The following is a 19,027-nucleotide window of genomic DNA, read 5'->3' as shown; positions in this document are numbered from 1 at the left end:
GCTTCTTTGGCCTTATGAAAACGGACGGCATTTACGCCTGATATTGGCTATTTTATGGTCAACCCCGGCGTTGCCGGATGAATCGGCAGAGACCGGTAAATTGCTGGCTGTCTGAAAACGGCGTTTTGCAGGGGCGACTAAGTAGCTTAACGCTGTCCTTATGCTGCCTTGTTGGCAGCTTCTTAAATTACTCCATAAGATGCTATCTATTGAAAAGCCACTAACATTCATAATGTTTTCCCTGTGAAATCATGATTTTAATATCGAGCCACGTTCTTGTCTTGTTTGTGCTGTCAGCCTGAAATCAATAAGTCTAAAAGACAGTGAGAATTTTAGCGGCTAAAATTCTTCCCTAGTATATTCATAATTCTCTAATAGAAATTCTTTTCGAACTGAGGCCAGCGCTTTAGATACGGCTTGGCGCGTCATGGGCTGCTGCTTGGTGTTCAGTATTTGTTTTCCAATTTCAGTCTGGCTGAACCCTGACCGCTTGAGTACTAGCATTTTTTTCTTGGTGTCCGATAGTTTGGAGTCCACCATCCTGCGAGCAAGGTTGCGTAATTCTGCTTTGTCTGCTGACTGCAAAGTTAGACGTAACATTAATTGGAAGAAGTAGTTGTCAATCAACTCATCCCCTGACATGGCGTGAGGCTTGGACCGATTTGCACACTGATGGGTCAGTCGTGTGAGTTCGATATTAAATTGCGTTAGAGAACGTTTTGCCTGTCTATAAGTAGGGTTCCACTCACCATTTGCCAACTTTGGTCTATGCTCTTCGCAGTACTGGTGACTGAGCTCAAGTTTGTTACGATCCTCTAACTCAACGTCATTGATACGCTGACCTGCCACTGTCGTCATAAAGGCTGCGAACTCCGTCTTGTTTCCGCATAGTTCGCAAAAATCGTGTTTACGTTGTGCGTTTAGGTTGACTCCCTTTGTAGAGGATGACCTTTTGGGACGTTTACATGCACAATCCCAAACCAGCCCGTTCAAGGATTCGAGAGTCGCTATGAAGCGCTCGTCCGTCGGACTCTTCTGTTCTACTGTCTTAATGAATTGACGTAGTAATTGGCGTTGCATTCGCACCATGGCCTCAAGTCCTACCATTCGAATGATAGCGCTGAATCCTAATCCAGCTCCGGCTCCAGGAACATGGCCAGCGTAGCTTCCTGGAAGGGTATCCATGTAGGTTGCTAGGGCAGGATCGATGACTTCCTCTATCAAGCGCACGATCGGGTAGCGTCTTGAGGACGCAGAGTAAGGATGCCAGCGTTCTTCAAACCGCTGGATAGCTTCTGTGACGACTGGGGCACAACCTTCCCAGATGACGATGTTCGATTTATTTTTCATGTCAACCATTTTAGCCAATTTATAGGCTTAATCAAGTGGCATTGCTGGGCACCATAGAGTTTTCATAAGTAAGTGGAGGCACAAGTATGCAAGCAATGGCAAACAAGACGCTGATCAATCGAAAAGTGCTCTTAGAGATGATTCCGCTCTCCTCACGGACAATTTACAACTTGGAGAAGCGAGGTGAGTTCCCTCGTCGAATTGCACTTACCAGCAGAAACGTCGCGTGGGACTTGTCGGAAGTAGAGCAGTGGATTGAGGAGCGTAAGTCTTCAGGAATCCAGGCTACTCGGCCTGGCAACACGATAGGGGCCTAACAGTATGGCCCTTGATCTTATGGCGGCCTTTTCGGAAGCGCCGCTGCCTCTTGATTATGTTTTACCTAACATGGTTTCGGGCACTGTGGGGGCCTTGGTTTCACCAGGTGGTGCCGGAAAATCCATGCTGGCCTTACAGCTTGCCACGCAGATCGCTGGAGGCCCGGACTTGTTGGAAGTCGGAGAATTTACTGTTGGGCCAGTTATCTATCTTCCCGCAGAAGATCCTCCCGCTGCTATCCATCACCGATTACATGCGCTTGGAGCGCATCTCACCGCCGAGCAGCGGCAAGCTGTTGCTGAAGGCTTGCTGATTGAGCCGCTGATAGGAAGGTGCCCCAACATCATGTGTCTCGATTGGTTCGATGGCCTTAAGCGAGCGGCTGTGGGCCGCCGCCTTATGATCCTGGACACCTTACGTCGTTTCCACATCGAAGATGAAAACGTTAGCGGTCCAATGGCGCAAGTGATCGGACGTATGGAAGCCATCGCCGCCGATACGGGATGCTCTATCGTATTTTTGCACCATGCCAGTAAGAGCGCCGCCATGATTGGTGCGGGTGACCAGCAACAGGCCAGCCGTGGGTCGTCTGTTCTGGTCGATAACATTCGCTGGCAATCGTACCTGTCTGGCATGACGCAAACCGAGGCTGAGGAATGGGGTGTTGATGATAGTCAGCGTGGGTACTTCGTTCGCTATGGCGTGAGCAAGGCGAATTATGGCTCTCCTTTCGCAGAGCGCTGGTTCCGGCGTCACGAGGGCGGTGTGCTGAAACCTGCCGTGCTGGAGAGGCAGCGCGTAGCCAATGGCGTGCTGCCATTCAAGAAATCTAAGGTGAGGTCACGTGATGAGCTTTGATCTTACCCATGTTCGACATGATCCAGCTCACTGCCTGGCTCCTGGCTTGTTCCGTAGCCTGAAGCGTGGAGAGCGCAAGCGGCTCAAGCTGGACGTAACCTATACCCATGGCGAGGATTCGATACGTTTCTGGGGGCCAGAGCCTCTAGGTGTTGATGATCTTCGCATCTTACAAGGGCTTGTGGCTATGGCCGCAATTTCTGGTGATGGGGGACGCGGGATTGTGCTGCGAAACGAAACAGAGTCAGAAGTTGGGCAGCAATTGCGTCTCTTGTTAGACCTGAAGTGGGACGCGGTTGAGAAAGATGCAATGGTTGCCAAGGGCAGCTTCCGACAATTGGCGCGAGAACTTGGGTATGCTGATGACGGAGGCAGCCAGTTCAAAACTATCCGCGATAGCATCGAGCGCCTATGGGCAGTATCGGTCATTGTCGAGCGTAACGGGCAGCGTCAGGGGTTCCGCATCTTGTCCGATTACGTCAGCGACGACCGGGAAGGTAAACTGTTTGTCAGCCTCAACCCTCGATTAGCAGAGGCTGTAATGGGAGAGCGTCCACATACTCGGCTCGACATGGCTGAGGTTCGGGCGCTACAGACCGATCCTGCTCGATTAATACATCAGCGATTATCGGGCTGGATTGATGCCGGTAAATTTGGACGGGTAGAACTGGATACTCTTTGCAACTACGTTTGGCCGGACGAAACGAAGAACCCCAACACCTTGAAAAAGCGCCGTCAGACGGCCCGGAAAGCGTTGACTGAACTTGTTTCAGTGGGTTGGACTGTACATGAATACGCCAAGGGGAAATGGGAAATTAGGCGGCCAAGGGCCAACCAGGCCACCCCCCCCCGGCGCGACAGCACCCATCCCCGGCATAATAGTACCCGTGCCCCGGCATAACAGTATCCCATCCCCGGCATAACAGTACCCGCTTCAATCGCGCAAACGCTTGCAGGGCAAGGCTTTCCGGCCTGTTTTGGAAATCGATCCAAGATATTCCAAAGAATATCCATCATGCGCGGCATAGCCCGCGCCTGAATGGCGCGTTCATGCCTTGCCAACTCAATCGGCCTTTGGCCGATGTTTTAACGCCAAAAGGGTGGCCGATTCTGCTTCCTCGCCAAGGGCTTTCACCTTTTCTTGGCGTTCAATCCGTCCGAAGGACGACCAAAGCCGCCTTACAAGCCCCAGGAGCGTCGTTCAGAGGTCAACTAGGGGTTGGTGGGGGATGATGTCTGAAGCGCCTCTCTGGGCGGTTCAGAAAGCCATATTCGATACATCAAGATGAATAGACACTTCAGGCGGTAGTAGGCTGAAAATGCGTGCGGTTTGTAGGTTGTAGTATGTAGTAGCACCATACAACATACTACAACACTACATTTCCTATCCGCACTGACGTTGTGCCGAAAAGCTGTCCGAAGCTGGGCGCTAGTGGCTCGACACGCCCAGGGTGTTAATAGCGATCCTTCCTGACCGCATGACCCAATCGATATCAATCTGAAACCGTCAAAGAAAAAGCTGGCGAGAGCGTCTAGTGGGTTAGAAAACCCATGAAATACAGCGCTCTACAACTCGATGAGTTGCTAGCACTTGTACGTTTCATTGACACTTGAGGGGCGCTATCCCTCCTGAATTGGTAAAGCTGTGTATTTCTGTGTTTGTTTGCTGTGTAAACCCCCGCGTTAGCGTAGTAATTGCCTGATATTACGTGTTTATTTCGTGCTTCTGTTCTAGCAAGAAGGTAAACAAGCGATTTTATATGGTTTGCACTAAAAAACAGATTTTCGCGGCAACACTTTCCTTGGCGTAAACAACGCTGAAAGGCGGGCAAGATAGGTGAAGTAGGCCCACCGACAAGTCGGCGGTACCTATTTCACTCCCTTTATTCGCACCGGAGGTGCTCAACGGGAATCTTGCTCTTCGAGGCTACCGGCTGCCGCCGTAGGAGTTATTGGCTTAAATTTCTTCATGTCAACTTTTATGTCCAATTATTGAGCTTATGCGTTATGCATTGAAAGGCACGATAAAGCATTCATTGGTAATGGAGATCAACGTATGCAAAAAGTTAGAAGAAAAAATTTAGCCGCTAAAATTGCTTTGGCCGTCGTTATGACGACTTGCACTTTGCAGCCCGTCTACGCCGGTATTCCAGTAGTTGATGGCACCAATCTGACGCAAAACATCATGTCTGCTTTGGAAGCGGTCGCGCAGACGGCCAAGCAGATTCAGGAATACCAAACCCAACTCCAGCAGTACGAAAACCAACTGCAAAACACGATGGCCCCGGCGGCCCATATTTGGGACCAGGCGCAGCGCACCATCAACGATCTGAACCAGGCGACCAACACGCTCGCCTATTACCAGAACCAGCTTGGCAGCCTCGATGCTTACCTGGGCAAGTTCCAGGACGTGGCCTATTACCGCAGCTCGCCTTGTTTCTCGGCGGCGGGATGCAGTGATGCCGAACGAACCGCGATGGCCGAGAACCGTCGCCTGGCGTCTGAATCGCAGAAGAAGGCCAACGACGCGCTGTTTAAGGGCCTGGAGCAGCAGCAAGACAATCTTGAAGCCGACGCCCGACAGCTTAACCGCCTGCAATCTGCCGCCCAGGGCGCAGACGGCCAACTGGCCGCCATTGGCTACGCCAATCAGCTCGCCAGTAACCAGGCTAACCAGCTCCTGCAAATCCGTAGCCTGCTGATTGCTCAGCAGAATGCCGTTGGCACTCGAATGCAGGCGGATGCTGACCGCGAAGCTCAATATCAAGCGTCCCGTGAAAGGTTGTTCGATATGGGAGAGCCAACCGACCGTTCAGAAAACAGGGGGTTCTAATCATGAAGAATATCACCCGAGTTTTTATCGTTAGCGCGTTGGCCTCTTTCGTTCTGGTGGGGTGCGGTGAAGATGACGGGCCTAAGCCTGCAACGATCAACTGTGACAACCCAAACCTGACGAAAGAGCAGAGGGAAGAAGGGAACTGTCTTTGGGATATGGGCGAACCCACTGATCGCTCCAAGAACAAGGGGTTCTAACCATGAGCAAGATATTCATTCGACTTGTGATGCTCCTGGCAGTTTTACTGACTTCGCAAACTGCGTCAGCGGCCATTGAGCCTAATGGTGTCTTGGATGAAGTGGCCGTGCGTTTCATGACGGCCAGTGCTACTTGGGGCACGGTAATTACAAACTATGCCGCCTGGCTGTTCTGGACGCTGGGCACTATATCCCTTGTTTGGGCTGGCGGGACCTTAATCCTTAAACAAGCGGATATAAGGGAGTTCTTTGCCGAGTTCGTGCGCTTCATCCTGACGTTTGGTTTCTTTCTCTGGTTGCTCAGAAACGGCCCAGACTTTGCGACGTCAATCATCGACTCGTTGAGAATGATCGGTGCTCAAGCCGGTGGCCTTCCGAGAGATCTAACCCCATCAGAGCCTATTAGTATTGCGTTCGACATTATTGTGAAAGCTGGTGAGTCCTACAGCATCACAAGCCCGATAGATAACTTGTCTATCTTCTTAATCACGCTGGCAATTTTGGCCTGTATGGCGGTAGTGGCGGCCAATGTGTTGTTGGCCTTGGTGACGGCTTGGATATTGATCTATGCCGGTGTCTTCGTGCTGGGGTTTGGTGGTTCGCGTTGGACTTCAGATATAGCAATCAACTACTTCAAAAGCGTATTGGGCGTTGCTTTGAAGTTGATGACAATGACGTTGCTCATTGGCATTGCCATGTCGATCATGGACGGTTTCTATGCCGATCTATCCAATGATGCCCCTATGCGTGAACTGCTGGTGATCTTTGTCGTTTCACTGGTTCTTGTGATGCTCATTCACTCGGTTCCCAATGTGGTCGCCAGCCTGGTTCCTGGAGGCGGCGCGGCGGCAGGTGCTGGCAGTATCAGTGCCGGAGCGATGGCCGGAGCGGCTGTTGCCACTGGCGGTATGGCTGCCGGTGCTGCAATGGCTACCGCCGGCGGTGCGTCTGCTATTCAGGCTGCATTTGCAAAAGCAGGTGAGAACGTAGCGAACAATACTGACGTTATGTCGAGCCTGGGCGGAGCATTTAGCGGTGGCGGCGACTCTGATGAAGCTGGCTCATTTTCCCAAGCGTCCGGCCAATCTTCTAGCGGTGGCGAATCCTCTGGCGGCGGCTTTAAAGGCAGCGCTGTAAAAGCTGGTCGTATTGCAGCGGATACCGGTGCAAATTTGATGAAGGGTATGGGTGATATGGCCGGGGATCGGATTGGCCGAACTGCTGGAGGTCGTCTAGCCAGCTCGATCCGAAACAGTACGAAAGATAACGGGGATGACGACGACAAGGAGGGCGACTGACGACGCTTCCCCTGCATTTGACAACGATAGCTTAGGCGGTGGCGGCACTGGCTGGATGAATCAAACCGGCGGCTTTGATGGCCTATCCAGTGAGGACCAGGAAGAAGCCCGCCAAGCACACGCAGAATGGCAAGAGCGCGACCCGGAAAAACACACCTTCGACGTTGAGGATTACGTTTCGTATGCCCAGGAACGTCAGCAGGAACGAAATAGTGAGATTGCCAGCTTTGTTAAAAAAGGCCGCATGGCCTAACTAGATAAGGATTACTGATTATGGAGTTTAACTTTCCACCCCAAAACCTTACGGAGGTATTTGGTTTCTTCGCAGTGATGTTTATTGTGATGCTGGCCTTCTATTTTTTGGGGCAGTGGCTGCACAACACCGGACACGGTCCGAAGATGAAAGCTATTGCCGACAAAATGGAGGTATTCCAAAACAGGTTGGCCGGGCGTGCTTACAAGGACATGACGAGATCGGTCGATCAAATCGACAAAATGAGACGCTGGCCGTTTGGCCGACGCAAGTAGTTAGAAAGCACACGGGCCGGTGATGAGGCACCGGCCCGCATTTCCACATACCACCTGACAGAGAGGTGACACATGACAACCACACATAATATCGAAGTTCAGAACGTAATTCATCAGGCCGCGACCAAGTTGGCTGCCCTGGAGTTCATCGACCAGGAAACCGCCCGGCAGATTTCGCCCGTTGCGGAAGCCGTCGCCAATATGTTCACGATCCTGTACTACCAGGCTGAAACTGGTCGAGCGACGGCGGAGGACTTCCAGGAGGCGTTGGACACTATCCGCCAGGTAACAAGGAGGTAAGGCAAAAGGTGATGAACGATAAGGCAAAACGAATAACGAGGAAGAGCAGTACGCCTATCAAGGTGTACTGCTTACCCGAGGAAAAGGAGCATATCGAGGCGCAAGCAAAGCGAGCAGGCATGAGCGCTGCGCGTTATCTGCGTGAGGTTGGCCAGGGCTACAAGATCAAGGGTGTGGTCGATTGTGAGCAGGTACGGGAGTTGGCTCGAATCAACGGCGATCTTGGCCGTTTGGGTGGCCTATTGAAGCTATGGCTGACCGATGACGTGCGAACTGCCCAGTTCGGCCAGTCAACAATCCTTGCTGTTCTCAGTAAGATCGAGGCGACGCAGGAGGAAATGGGAAAGGTTATGACTAAGGTTGTTATGCCTAGGTCTGAATTATGAAGCTGAGAACGGACTCAATACTGAGATAAGGCGGTGCAGCCCGCCTTATCTTTGATTTAATCTTTTAATGGGACGCCCATTGGCAAGTATATCTTATCATTAGGGCGCTTTTTTTCTTCGAAGTGGATGGATAGAGATAGATAAATGATTGAGTTTCTTGCCAGTTTTATTAGCGTCATTAGCCGGGACTCAAATTGACTTATAGGTATTAATAGAGAATGTGAGCTTAATTTTTTCTTTTCATAAAGATCAGATTCGAGCTTTCCCAGGTCGGATTCTATTATTTTGGATTCTTCAGGGGGCAAGGGGCATTGTAACTGCTCTCTTATTTTTTTAATCTCTAGATTAAGTTTTTCTAACTCACTATCATGATAACTGTTATGTGAGGTCGTTAGCTCATAACCGAAATCATCTACTATTTTAAGTGATCTATGCTCCATGGCATTCCTAATTTCAGAAAATGCCTTAGCGTCTGGGTCTATCCACTTTGAAACAGATGAAGTGTCTTTAACGTCGCGAATATCCTTTAATATGTAAAATAAAGCATGGATAAAATGATTGTCGCTAGTCCCTAGCTTTTTATTTGGCTTCCAATTTTTTCTCCAGTTACTTGACTTGAAGTCTCGAAATAGATTGTCAATGCTTATCATGTTGTCATCTTTGATATCGTTAAGATCAAAAAAGCGACTTAGTAAATAAGCGATTTTGTCGAATAATGAATAAAGTATCCTGAATGACGTTTTGTAATGACTGATTTTTAGGTTGTTTATCGAGTGAGACATGTCGTCAACATGTCGATATGTTGAGTTATAGAAGTGTTGTTCTTCATCAGGTATGCTGTGGGCAGTAAAAAACAAGTAGCGTGCGTAGCAATAGTCATTTTTTATTTCATCGAAGTTGCCATGATACGCTAGCTCTTCATGCATAGTGAGTGTTGAGTTTATGGATTGAGAGAAAGAAGGAAGAGCAAGAACATCCTGATGGGATATTTCAAAATCGCAGACATCATTTAGGTCGTTAATAAATAGCTTGTTCTTTGCGCACCATTGTAGATATTGTTTTTCCTTTCTCGTTTTTGAGCTGTTATAATCTTCTGAAAAGTAATCGAAGGAAGATTCCTCAAAGTTCTCCTCGAACCATTCCTTGAATCTAATTAAATACCCATCCCCCTCTAAATCGACTCTGTGTTCAGGATATAGTTCTTCGATATTATCTGCGGCCTCTCTGGTAAGCCTGTAGGCGATAAAATAGTGATACTCTTTGTGCCCGTTGTCATATAGAGATTCGCCAAGAAAGAGCTGGTTTCTAGCCTTTGATGCAATCGCTTCTATTTTTCTATTTATAGCTATGGCTTCATCATAAAAAGGTATGCAACATAAAACCCTTCCTTGAGAAGAAAGGTGGTTAGCCAAGTTAGTTAGAACCATCGACTTAAGGTTATTAAATGCCTGAATATTTTCAGGCATTTCATTCCAGTCAGGTTTTGGTATTCTGTGAAGAGATTTTCTGTAATAGATTATGGCTTTCATTAGGTCGTCTGAGTGCCATTCAACCCTCCGAGCCTCGTAGAGTACGGAATAGCAGTTTGCTATTGTGTAAAGGTAATGAGCCTCATAAAGAGGGTGTTCAAAATCAAAATATTTTGATGTCAATCTATCAATAAGACTTTCCAGAGCTTCATAGTCTCTGTTTAGTATGTGTAAATCAGCCTCTTCACTTAAATCGTTAATCTCATCTATTGTCATGACCATGAAGAGCTCCTTTTGTCATTTAATATCGACAATTTACCAGTTATCATAAATCTACAGAATTTTTTTCTTTTGCTAAAAAATATACACTGAGCAACTGATTCTTAGTATAAGTTTGAGAGGCGGTATGAGCGAGCAAGAGTGCCGAGCGTCACAGGCATCGGCTGCAGAGGTCAAGGCAGAGAGTATGCGTTGGTCTCTGGAGCAGTCTGAAGGGGGCGAATCCGCAGTGCGTTGGTTGACCCCTGAGGAGCGGCAAGAGCTGCGCAGTGACATGGCAGAGGCATCTGCCTGGGCTCGGACTGAGCTGCGGAAGCGCAGAGCTGCAAAAAAGTAGCAAAAATTCTTCGTGTGGTATAGTTTATGGTATTGCTAGATGGTTGATTTTTAAGTTGCTGAATTATATGAATATATTGTTCTTATTTATATTAGAGTGGGAATAAGCGGAAGCAAGAGCCGCCGGGAAATTAACGGGATGGTAACCGCACAGACAGGCGATCAGGCGCGTGACGATGTATTCTGGATGTCTCGCGCCCTTGATTTGGCCAATCAGGCGGCCTCAATCGGAGAAGTTCCGGTTGGGGCCGTTGTCGTGTTGGACGGTCGTGAAATCGGCACCGGTTTCAATGCCCCGATTTCCGGCTGCGACCCGACAGGCCATGCCGAAATACGGGCGTTGCGCGATGCCGCGCGCCGGGTGGGGAATTACCGGCTGTCCGGAGCCACACTCTATGTCACGATCGAGCCCTGCATGATGTGTGCAGGCGCCATCGTGCATGCGCGTATTTCACGGTTGGTTTACGGTGCGACAGAGCCCAAGGCCGGTGCGGTGGAATCGTCCGCCCGTCTGTTGGATAGTGAAGCCTTGAACTGGTCTGTCGAGGTCGAGGCTGGAATACTCGCTTCACAATGCAGTGACAAAATAAGCACGTTCTTTGCAGCTCGGCGCAAAGCGATAAAAGAACAGCGTCGTCGCAGGCGCGGGTAGAGCAGGGTTTGCGGCAGCGACGCCTGCATCGACAAACAAGCTGAATGGAAAGGGAAAGCTATGAAAGTTCTGGTAACCGGCGGCGCCGGCTATATCGGCAGTCACGTGGTGCGGCAATTGGGCGAGGCCGGGCACGACGTGGTGGTCTACGACAACCTGTCGACGGGCCATCGCTGGGCCGTAACCTGCGGTGAACTGGTCGTTGGCGACCTGGCGGACGAAGAGGCACTGGAAGCGCTGTTCAGTACGCGCAAGTTTGAGGCGGTTCTGCACTTTGCGGCGAACATTGTGGTGCCGGAATCGGTCAGCAATCCGCTCAAGTATTACAGCAACAACACCCGCAATACCCTGAACCTGCTCAAGGCGATCGAGCGCCACAGCATTCCCTACATGGTGTTCTCGTCCACCGCGGCGGTCTATGGCATGCCTGATGCACAGGTGTTGACCGAGGATATGCCGCTGGCGCCGATCAATCCCTACGGCGCGTCCAAGATGATGAGTGAGCGCATGATCATGGACCTGGCAGCGGCCAGTTCCCTCAATTACGTGATTCTGCGCTACTTCAACGTGGCCGGCGCCAATGCCGAAGGGTTGCTGGGCCAGGCGACGCCGGAAGCCACCCACCTGATCAAGGTGGCCTGTGAGTGCGTCAATGGCGTGCGCGATGGCATGCAGATTTTCGGGACGGACTACGACACCCGGGATGGCACCTGCATCCGTGACTACATCCACGTCGAAGACTTGGCGAAAGCCCACGTTATGGCGCTGGACTATATGAATCGGGGCGGTACGTCGGACGTGTTGAACTGCGGTTACGGTCGTGGCTTTACGGTGCGTGAAGTGATTGAGGTGGTGAAGCGCCTGTCGGGCAACGACTTTCCGGTCACCGAAACCGAGCGCCGGGCGGGTGATCCAGCGGCTCTGATGGCGGACAATTCAAAAATTACCCGAACCCTGGGCTGGCAGCCGGACTACGACGATCTCGATACCATCGTCGGCACGGCACTGGCCTGGGAGGAAATCTGGCAGGCGCGGCAGAAGTAAGCTGTCTCTCTGCGCTGGCCAAAAGGGATTAAAATCTGAACGTTTGAAAGGATGAAGGCATGAAAATTACGATCTTTGGAACCGGCTATGTGGGTCTGGTTACGGGTGCGTGTCTGGCGGACGTCGGCCACGAAGTCCTGTGTATGGATGTGGACCCGGAGAAAATCGACAAGCTGCGCAACGGCATCATCCCGATTTATGAGCCGGGCCTGGAATCGATCGTCAATCACAATGTGTCAGCCGGTCGCCTGCTGTTCTCCACGGACACCCAGGAAGCCGTAGCCCATGGTGAGGTCCAGTTTATCGCGGTCGGTACGCCGCCGGATGAAGATGGCTCGGCCGACCTGCAATACGTTCTGGCTGTGGCCCGTTCCATCGGCCAGTACATGACTGGCTATAAAGTTGTGGTCGACAAGTCCACGGTGCCGGTTGGCACGGCCGACAAAGTGGCCGGCGCCCTGCGGGCCGAGCTGGACAAGCGTGGCGAAGAGCTGGATTTCGACGTGGTGTCGAACCCGGAATTCCTGAAAGAGGGTGCCGCGGTCGCCGACTTCATGAAGCCGGACCGCATCATTGTCGGTACGGACAGCGACAAGGCCGAAGGCATCCTGCGCGAGGTCTACTACCCGTTCAACCGCAATCACGACCGCATGATATTCATGGACGTGCGTTCTGCGGAGCTGACCAAGTATGCCGCCAACGCCATGCTGGCCACCAAGATCAGCTTCATGAACGAAGTGTCCAACCTGGCCGAGCGCCTGGGTGCGGACATTGAGTCCGTGCGCCGCGGTATCGGTTCCGATCCGCGTATCGGCTATCACTTTATCTACCCGGGCTGCGGCTACGGCGGTTCCTGCTTCCCGAAAGACGTGACTGCACTGTCACGTACCGCCCGTGACTGCGACTACGAAGCACGCCTGCTGAACGCGGTCGAAGCCGTCAACATGGCTCAGAAGCACGTGCTGTTCGACAAGGTCAGCCACTACTTCGGTGGGGATCTGGAGGGCAAGACCATTGCGCTGTGGGGCCTCGCATTCAAGCCCAACACCGATGACATGCGTGAGGCGTCTTCCCGCGTACTGATGGAGTCATTGTGGAAAGCGGGGGCCAAGGTCCAGGCCTACGATCCGGAAGCCATGAAGGAAACCCAGCGGATCTACGGCGAAGAGTCCGGTCTGCAGCTCTGCGGCACCAAGGAGCAGGCGCTGAAAGGGGCCGACGCGCTGGTCATCTGCACCGAGTGGAAAGAGTTCCGGTTGCCGGACTTTGAGGTCATCTCTGAGGCACTGAGTCATCCGGTGGTGTTCGACGGACGTAACCTTTATGAGCCTGAAATGCTCGAGCGCCATGGTCTGATTTACTATGCTATAGGCAGAGGTAGAAACCAGTTTTCCGCAACCGGGAGTTGAATATGAGTGGGACAGCGCCGTTTGTCCTGCATGAAAAACTCGCTGAAGACACGCTTCCGCTGGCCAGCAGTGAGCTGAGTGAATTGCGGCTGATGAACGACAGCCACTATCCCTGGCTCCTGCTGATTCCCAAACGGGTGGGTGTCCGGGAAATCTACGAACTGGCGCCGCCGGACCAGCAGCGCCTGCTTCGTGAGTCGAGCGCGGTGGGCGAAGCCCTGATGACCGTGTTCGACGGACACAAGCTCAACGTGGCCGCACTGGGGAACATGGTTCCCCAGCTGCACCTGCATCACGTGGTCCGGTTTGAAGGCGATCCGGCCTGGCCCGGGCCTGTTTGGGGTGTGGTTCCGGCGGCACCCTATACGGAAGCGGACCTGCGAGACATGCAGAAGAAACTGGTTCCGGTGATTTCAGCCTACCGCTCGGTATCCTGACCGGACGGCGCCGGTTTCTTCAGGTCCGGAACCCTCTCTCACCCTGGCGCGCCAGCGCCTGGGCACCCACCAGGATCATTCTCAGTTCCGCCTTCAGCTTATCCTGCAGTTCGCTTTTTTCCCGCGGCGTCGCATCGAGGACTTCGGCCCCCTGGTTGAAAACCAGCGTGACCATGGCCTCCGCGACCAGCTTGGCGTCTGAAAGTGGCTTGTGCTGCTCCTCGGCAAAACGGCGCAGGTCGTCCGCCAGCTCGGTCACGAAATGATCGATTTCCGCCTGAATGGCCGTCCGGAATGTCTTGGAAACACCGGTGCGCTCGCGCAGCATCAGCCGGAACAGGTTGGCGTTGTTGTGCAGGTACTCCATGAACGTATCCACGGAGGTGTTGATCGCGCTGCCATTACGGGCAATGCGTTTGCGTGCCTGGCGCATCAGCTGACGCAGGGCCACGCCGCCTTCATCGACCAGGGCCAGGCCGAGTTCGTCCAGTTCGGCAAAGTGCCGGTAGAAAGAGGTCGGCGCGATACCGGCCTCCCGGGCAACCTCACGCAGGCTCAGGCTGCCGAATCCGCGCTCGGCGCTCAGTTGTCGCAGGGCAGCATCCATCAGGGCTCGACGGGTTTTCAGTTTTTGTTCGGCTCGGGCGGACACGCTGTTCTCCAGGTCCAGAAATGCGGTGCGGGCGCTGGAAGTCCGGTGGGGACTCCAAGGGTTCTCGGCCCGGGAAAAGCAACACATGTTACCTTTCGCGGGAGGAAGCGTCATCTGCGTTCCCGGCCGTGTGTCGCCTGACCGGCTTCAATGCAACTGTACAACGCCACAATTCCGTATGATCGCGGCCTGATTTTGCTGGCGGTTATGTTTATAATATGCGGCCTTCAAACCGATGGGTCGGGCGCGTGTTGCGGACCAGGGAGCCGGGAATACCCGTCACCCGGTTTTCACGGGGCAGACTCGGCGGTTTTCCGATAATGTGACCAGCGCTCCGGCGCAGCGGGCTGGCGGTTCCAAGGCCGGTCCCGGCGAAGTGAGATGGCTGGTGTTGGTTATATTGTGGGGATTCAGTCAATGCCGATTTACGAATACGTCTGTGATGCGTGTGGTTTCGAGAAAGACGTCATCCAGAAAATGAGCGACGCACCGTTGAGTGTGTGCCCCTCATGCGAGGCGGAGAAATTCCGCAAGCGGATTTCCGCGGCCGGTTTCCGTCTGTCCGGAAGCGGTTGGTACGAAACCGATTTCAAGACCGGTAGCAAAAAGAATCTGGCGGAGAAGGGCGGCGAGTCCGGATCCGGGAGCAAGACTGAGTCAACGGCTGGCTGAGTCTCTGAACACACTGAACACTGATTAACAGGAAAGGGTATGCGCAGTCACTATTGCGGTGGAATCAACGAATCACATATCGATCAGGACGTGACCCTCTGCGGCTGGGTTCATCGTCGCCGCGACCATGGCGGGGTTATCTTTCTGGATCTGCGTGATCGTGACGGCATGTCCCAGGTCGTGGTGGATCCGGACACGCCGGAAAGCTTTGGTCTGGCGGAGAAGGTCCGCAGCGAGTTCGTGATCCAGATCACCGGTCGCGTGCGTCGCCGTCCGGCGGGTACCGAAAACGCCAACATGCCGACCGGCCAGGTGGAAGTCCTGTGTAAGGAACTGACCATCCTGAACGCTGCGGCAACACCGCCTTTCCCGCTGGACGAGCACGTGGATGTGGGCGAGGACGTGCGTCTGCGCTACCGCTTCGTGGACCTGCGCCGTCCGGAAATGCTGAACCGCCTGCGTTTCCGTTCGCGGGTCACCAGCTACATCCGCAACTACCTCGACAGCCACGAGTTCATGGATGTGGAAACGCCCATCCTGACCCGTGCCACGCCGGAAGGGGCGCGCGACTACCTGGTGCCGAGCCGGACCCACGAAGGGTCGTTCTTCGCCCTGCCGCAGTCTCCGCAGCTGTTCAAGCAGTTGCTGATGGTGTCCGGCGTGGATCGTTACTACCAGATCGCCAAATGTTTCCGTGACGAAGACCTGCGGGCGGATCGTCAGCCGGAATTTACCCAGGTGGATATCGAGGCGTCCTTTATTGATGAGCAGGGTCTGATGTCCATCACCGAAGGCATGGTGCGCGAGCTGTTCCGCGACGTGCTCAAGGTGGACCTGCCGGAATTTCCGCGCATGCCGTATTCCGAGGCCATGCAGCGTTTCGGCAGTGACAAGCCGGATATGCGTATCCCGCTGGAGCTGGTGGACGTGGCGGATCTGGTCGAGAGCGTGGATTTCAAGGTCTTCGCCGGTCCCGCCAAGGATCCGAAAGGTCGCGTCGCGGCCCTGCGTCTGCCCAAGGGCGGCGAGCTGACCCGCAAGCAGATCGACGAGTACACCAAGTACGTGGGCATCTACGGCGCCAAGGGTCTGGCCTATATCAAGGTCAACGATCTGAGTCAGGGTGTGGCTGGTCTGCAGTCGCCGATCATCAAGTTCCTGGGCGATGACGTCGCCATGGCGCTGATCGAACGCGTGGGTGCGGAAGACGGCGATATCGTCTTCTTCGGCGCGGACAAGACGACCGTGGTCAACGAGGCGCTGGGCGCTCTGCGTGTGAAACTGGGCCACGACCTGAACCTGCTGACCGCCGAGTGGGCGCCGCTGTGGGTCGTCGACTTCCCGATGTTCGAGGAAGACGGCAATGGCGAGCTGACAGCCATCCACCATCCGTTCACCGCGCCGTCCTGTAGCGCCGAAGAGCTGGCGGCAGATCCGGCCAACGCGCTGTCCCGTGCCTACGACATGGTGCTCAATGGCACCGAGCTGGGCGGCGGTTCCATCCGTATCCACAACGAAGACATGCAGGAGGCGGTATTCCGCATCCTGGGCATCGACGAGACGGAGGCCCGCGCCAAGTTTGGCTTCCTGCTGGATGCGCTGAAATTCGGTTGCCCGCCGCACGGTGGTCTGGCCTTTGGTCTGGACCGCCTGGTCATGCTGATGACCGGCGCCAGTTCGATCCGCGACGTGATTGCCTTCCCGAAAACCCAGAGCGCCACCTGCCTGATGACCCAGGCGCCGGGCGAAGTGGACGAGCGTCAGCTGAAAGAGCTGCACATCCGTCTGCGCAAGCCGGCTGTCGCCAAGGGTGCCGAAGGCGAGGCCAAGAAAGAAGACTGATCCTCACCGACGTCAGACGTCTCTCCCGGCCGTGGCCAATACCCGGTCGGGAGTGATCGTTGAGTAGCTTTTGCATTTACCACTTGATGGAGTGATTCATGGCAGGTCACAGCAAATGGTCCAATATCAAGCATCGCAAGGCGGCTCAGGATGCCAGGAAAGGCAAGGTTTTCACCAAGCTCATCCGTGAGCTGACCGTTGCTGCCCGTCAGGGTGGGGCGGATCCCAACGACAATCCCCGTTTGCGTGCCGTGGTCGATAAGGCACTTACCGCCAACATGAAGAAAGACACCATGGAGCGGGCGATCGAGCGGGGTGTCGGCAATTCCGACGACACCAATTACGAAGAACTCACCTACGAGGGTTACGGTCCCAACGGCGTCGCCATTTATGTGGAGGCGATGACCGATAACCGCAACCGCACGGTGGCTGAAGTGCGCCACGCCTTCAACAAATTTGGCGGCAACCTGGGGACGGACGGCTCCGTGGCCTACCTGTTCACCAAGCAGGGCGTGATTTCCTACGGTCCCGAAACCGATGAAGAGTCGCTGATGGAAGCGGCGCTGGATGCGGGTGCCGAAGACCTGGCCAAACAGGAAGACGGGTCCTTCGAGATCGTCACCCTGCCGGAGCAGTTCCTCGACGTGAAGGAGGCGCTGGTGGCATCCGGTCATGCACCGGACAATGCCGAAGTGACCATGGTGCCGGCCACCTACATCGAACTGGATCGGGATGCCGCCGAAACCATCCTCAAACTGATCGACATGCTGGAAGATCTCGACGACGTCCAGAACGTCTATTCCAACGCCGACATTCCGGCCGAAGTGATGGACGCGATGAATGCCTGATTCTGGAGCAGCCGGAGACCGGGTGTGTCGATAATTCTGGGTGTGGATCCCGGCTCGCGGGTCACCGGCTACGGGCTGATCCGCAGCAACGGTCGCCTGACCGAATACCTGGACAGCGGCTGTATCCGCATGGGCGAGAAGCCCATGGCCGAGCGTCTGCAGGTGATTTATCAAGGTCTCGCTACCCTGATCGATCAGTTCCGCCCCGACGAGTTTGCCATCGAGCAAGTGTTCATGGCGCGCAACCCGGATTCCGCCCTCAAGTTGGGGCAGGCCCGGGGCGTGGCGATCGTCACGGCGGCCAATTCGGGGTTGCCCGTCAACGAATACTCGGCCCGACAGGTCAAGCAGGCGGTGGTCGGCAAGGGCGGGGCCGACAAGACACAGGTGCAACACATGGTTCAGAGTATCCTGAAGCTGAACAAGCGGCCCCAGGCGGATGCCGCCGATGCCCTGGCCATTGCCCTGTGCCACGCCCACATGAGTCAGAGCATCGGTCGCATTGCGGCCGGCAGCCGCGTTCGGGGCGGTCGGCTCCGTTAGGCAGACAATAAAGACGACAATGACAGGCGACGCGCTCCCGTGTCGCTCTGGCAGCGAGGAGACAGTGCGTGATAGCCCAGATCCGCGGACGACTGATCGAGAAAATGCCCGGCCATGTTCTGGTGGACTGCAACGGCCTCGGTTATGAACTCGATATTCCCTACACCACCTTTTTCCATCTTCCGGAATCCGGCCAGGAGGTGACACTCTTCACGCACTTCTCGGTGCGCGAGGATGCCCAGAACCTGTATGGTTTTGCCGCTCGGCTGGATCGCGACCTGTTTCGCCTGCTGATCAAGGTAAACGGCGTCGGCCCGAAGATGGCGCTGGCGATCCTGTCAGGCCTGGATTCCCAGCAGTTTGTGCGCTGCGTCGATAACCGGGATGTGGCCTCGTTGGTCAAGATCCCGGGCGTTGGCAAGAAAACCGCCGAACGGCTGCTGATCGAAATGGGCGATCGCCTCGGCAAGCTTGAAGGCATGCCGCAGATCAATGCGGACGCGCCGACTCTTAACACCAGCACCCAGCCTGAAGCCCACAAGCCGGAAGACGAGGCCGAAGCGGCCTTGATCTCCCTGGGCTACAAACCCCAGGAGGCCGCCAAGGCCGTCAGTCGCGTGGCCGAAGCCGGCATGAGTTCCCAGGAAATGATCCGTCTGGCCCTGAAGAACATGATTCCCGCCGGTTGAACTCTCCCGGAACACAGTGTCTGATAGTGTCACCAGCCTGCATAGGCGCACAAAAAACGTCCCGTTCAGCCTGAATGCAGCAGG

Annotated in this window: 22 protein-coding genes; 19 read left to right on the top strand and 3 right to left on the bottom strand. The window is 54.2% G+C overall.

What is annotated here, in order from left to right; translation table 11 throughout:
- Window positions 1–339: 339 nt before the first annotated feature.
- On the bottom strand, window positions 340–1,350 hold the full coding sequence (locus J3364_RS03570; protein ID WP_349556749.1) for a LuxR family transcriptional regulator: 1,011 nt from the start codon (window positions 1,348–1,350) through the stop codon (window positions 340–342).
- An 86-nt stretch (window positions 1,351–1,436) separates the two neighbouring features.
- Here J3364_RS03570 and J3364_RS03565 point away from each other — a divergent pair, with 86 nt between their 5' ends.
- The 10 genes from J3364_RS03565 to traJ all read left to right on the top strand — a co-directional run bounded on the left by J3364_RS03565 (window position 1,437) and on the right by traJ (window position 8,071).
- The gene (locus J3364_RS03565; protein ID WP_144726645.1) at window positions 1,437–1,667 is read left to right on the top strand and encodes a helix-turn-helix transcriptional regulator; all 231 of its coding nucleotides are present in this window, start codon (window positions 1,437–1,439) and stop codon (window positions 1,665–1,667) included.
- A 4-nt stretch (window positions 1,668–1,671) separates the two neighbouring features.
- A complete protein-coding gene (locus tag J3364_RS03560) occupies window positions 1,672–2,526 on the top strand; it encodes a helicase RepA family protein (RefSeq protein WP_349556747.1) in 855 nt (284 codons plus the stop codon).
- Entirely contained in the window at window positions 2,516–3,427 is a 912-nt protein-coding gene (repC, locus tag J3364_RS03555; protein ID WP_349556797.1) for a replication protein C, IncQ-type, read from the top strand. Before J3364_RS03560 ends, repC begins: the two co-directional genes overlap by 11 nt.
- Window positions 3,428–4,582: 1,155 nt before the next feature.
- Window positions 4,583–5,359: a P-type conjugative transfer protein TrbJ gene (trbJ, locus tag J3364_RS03550; protein WP_211595835.1), complete on the top strand. Its 777-nt coding sequence runs from the start codon at window positions 4,583–4,585 to the stop codon at window positions 5,357–5,359.
- A gap of 2 nt (window positions 5,360–5,361) precedes the next feature.
- Window positions 5,362–5,559 carry a hypothetical protein gene (locus tag J3364_RS03545; RefSeq protein WP_000790452.1) on the top strand — a complete coding sequence of 66 codons (198 nt, stop codon included), beginning with the start codon at window positions 5,362–5,364 and terminating at the stop codon, window positions 5,557–5,559.
- Window positions 5,560–5,561: 2 nt separating this feature from the next.
- Entirely contained in the window at window positions 5,562–6,857 is a 1,296-nt protein-coding gene (gene trbL, locus J3364_RS03540; protein ID WP_349556744.1) for a P-type conjugative transfer protein TrbL, read from the top strand.
- A complete protein-coding gene (locus tag J3364_RS03535) occupies window positions 6,832–7,110 on the top strand; it encodes a conjugal transfer protein TrbL (protein ID WP_082671296.1) in 279 nt (92 codons plus the stop codon). The genes trbL and J3364_RS03535 overlap by 26 nt, the downstream gene beginning before the upstream one ends.
- Window positions 7,111–7,130: 20 nt before the next feature.
- Complete coding sequence (locus J3364_RS03530; RefSeq protein WP_211595837.1) at window positions 7,131–7,385, top strand: hypothetical protein; 255 nt, start codon at window positions 7,131–7,133, stop codon at window positions 7,383–7,385.
- A gap of 72 nt (window positions 7,386–7,457) precedes the next feature.
- Window positions 7,458–7,685 carry a type I toxin-antitoxin system ptaRNA1 family toxin gene (locus J3364_RS03525; protein WP_349556741.1) on the top strand — a complete coding sequence of 76 codons (228 nt, stop codon included), beginning with the start codon at window positions 7,458–7,460 and terminating at the stop codon, window positions 7,683–7,685.
- A gap of 11 nt (window positions 7,686–7,696) precedes the next feature.
- On the top strand, window positions 7,697–8,071 hold the full coding sequence (gene traJ, locus J3364_RS03520; protein ID WP_349556739.1) for a conjugal transfer transcriptional regulator TraJ: 375 nt from the start codon (window positions 7,697–7,699) through the stop codon (window positions 8,069–8,071).
- Window positions 8,072–8,127: 56 nt separating this feature from the next.
- Here the strand turns inward: traJ and J3364_RS03515 are convergent, their stop codons facing one another.
- Window positions 8,128–9,822 (bottom strand): LA2681 family HEPN domain-containing protein, encoded by a 1,695-nt coding sequence (locus J3364_RS03515; RefSeq protein ID WP_349556737.1) that lies wholly within the window; start codon window positions 9,820–9,822, stop codon window positions 8,128–8,130.
- 472 nt (window positions 9,823–10,294) lie between these two features.
- Between J3364_RS03515 and tadA the strand changes: the two genes are divergently transcribed.
- Genes tadA through J3364_RS03495 form a run of 4 tightly spaced genes read left to right on the top strand, consistent with a single transcriptional unit; the run spans window position 10,295 to window position 13,697 of the window.
- Window positions 10,295–10,807 carry a tRNA adenosine(34) deaminase TadA gene (gene tadA / locus J3364_RS03510; RefSeq protein WP_123634877.1) on the top strand — a complete coding sequence of 171 codons (513 nt, stop codon included), beginning with the start codon at window positions 10,295–10,297 and terminating at the stop codon, window positions 10,805–10,807.
- Window positions 10,808–10,867: 60 nt separating this feature from the next.
- The gene (gene galE / locus J3364_RS03505; protein WP_349556735.1) at window positions 10,868–11,851 is read left to right on the top strand and encodes a UDP-glucose 4-epimerase GalE; all 984 of its coding nucleotides are present in this window, start codon (window positions 10,868–10,870) and stop codon (window positions 11,849–11,851) included.
- A 59-nt stretch (window positions 11,852–11,910) separates the two neighbouring features.
- A complete protein-coding gene (locus J3364_RS03500) occupies window positions 11,911–13,260 on the top strand; it encodes a UDP-glucose dehydrogenase family protein (RefSeq protein WP_123634879.1) in 1,350 nt (449 codons plus the stop codon).
- Window positions 13,261–13,262: 2 nt separating this feature from the next.
- A complete protein-coding gene (locus J3364_RS03495; RefSeq protein WP_349556733.1) occupies window positions 13,263–13,697 on the top strand; it encodes an HIT domain-containing protein in 435 nt (144 codons plus the stop codon).
- 19 nt (window positions 13,698–13,716) lie between these two features.
- Here J3364_RS03495 and fabR read toward each other — a convergent pair whose 3' ends face one another.
- Window positions 13,717–14,349: an HTH-type transcriptional repressor FabR gene (fabR, locus tag J3364_RS03490; RefSeq protein ID WP_123634881.1), complete on the bottom strand. Its 633-nt coding sequence runs from the start codon at window positions 14,347–14,349 to the stop codon at window positions 13,717–13,719.
- A gap of 417 nt (window positions 14,350–14,766) precedes the next feature.
- On the opposite strand from fabR, the gene J3364_RS03485 reads away from it, so the two are divergent.
- The 5 genes from J3364_RS03485 (at window position 14,767) to ruvA (ending at window position 18,943) form a co-directional block, all read left to right on the top strand.
- Window positions 14,767–15,021 carry an FmdB family zinc ribbon protein gene (locus tag J3364_RS03485; protein WP_123634882.1) on the top strand — a complete coding sequence of 85 codons (255 nt, stop codon included), beginning with the start codon at window positions 14,767–14,769 and terminating at the stop codon, window positions 15,019–15,021.
- 39 nt (window positions 15,022–15,060) lie between these two features.
- Window positions 15,061–16,863, top strand: a complete 1,803-nt coding sequence (gene aspS / locus J3364_RS03480; protein ID WP_349556731.1) for an aspartate--tRNA ligase — start codon at window positions 15,061–15,063, stop codon at window positions 16,861–16,863.
- 98 nt (window positions 16,864–16,961) lie between these two features.
- A complete protein-coding gene (locus tag J3364_RS03475; RefSeq protein ID WP_349556730.1) occupies window positions 16,962–17,711 on the top strand; it encodes a YebC/PmpR family DNA-binding transcriptional regulator in 750 nt (249 codons plus the stop codon).
- A 24-nt stretch (window positions 17,712–17,735) separates the two neighbouring features.
- The gene (ruvC, locus tag J3364_RS03470) at window positions 17,736–18,254 is read left to right on the top strand and encodes a crossover junction endodeoxyribonuclease RuvC (RefSeq protein WP_123634885.1); all 519 of its coding nucleotides are present in this window, start codon (window positions 17,736–17,738) and stop codon (window positions 18,252–18,254) included.
- 68 nt (window positions 18,255–18,322) lie between these two features.
- Window positions 18,323–18,943 (top strand): Holliday junction branch migration protein RuvA, encoded by a 621-nt coding sequence (gene ruvA, locus J3364_RS03465; protein WP_349556727.1) that lies wholly within the window; start codon window positions 18,323–18,325, stop codon window positions 18,941–18,943.
- Window positions 18,944–19,027 lie beyond the last annotated feature (84 nt).

Source organism: Marinobacter sp. NFXS9, assembly GCF_040148665.1.
GTDB classification, from domain to species: Bacteria; Pseudomonadota; Gammaproteobacteria; order Pseudomonadales; family Oleiphilaceae; genus Marinobacter_A; species Marinobacter_A mangrovi.
Note: the sequence above shows the minus strand (reverse complement) of the source record. Positions and strands in the feature narration are given on the sequence as shown.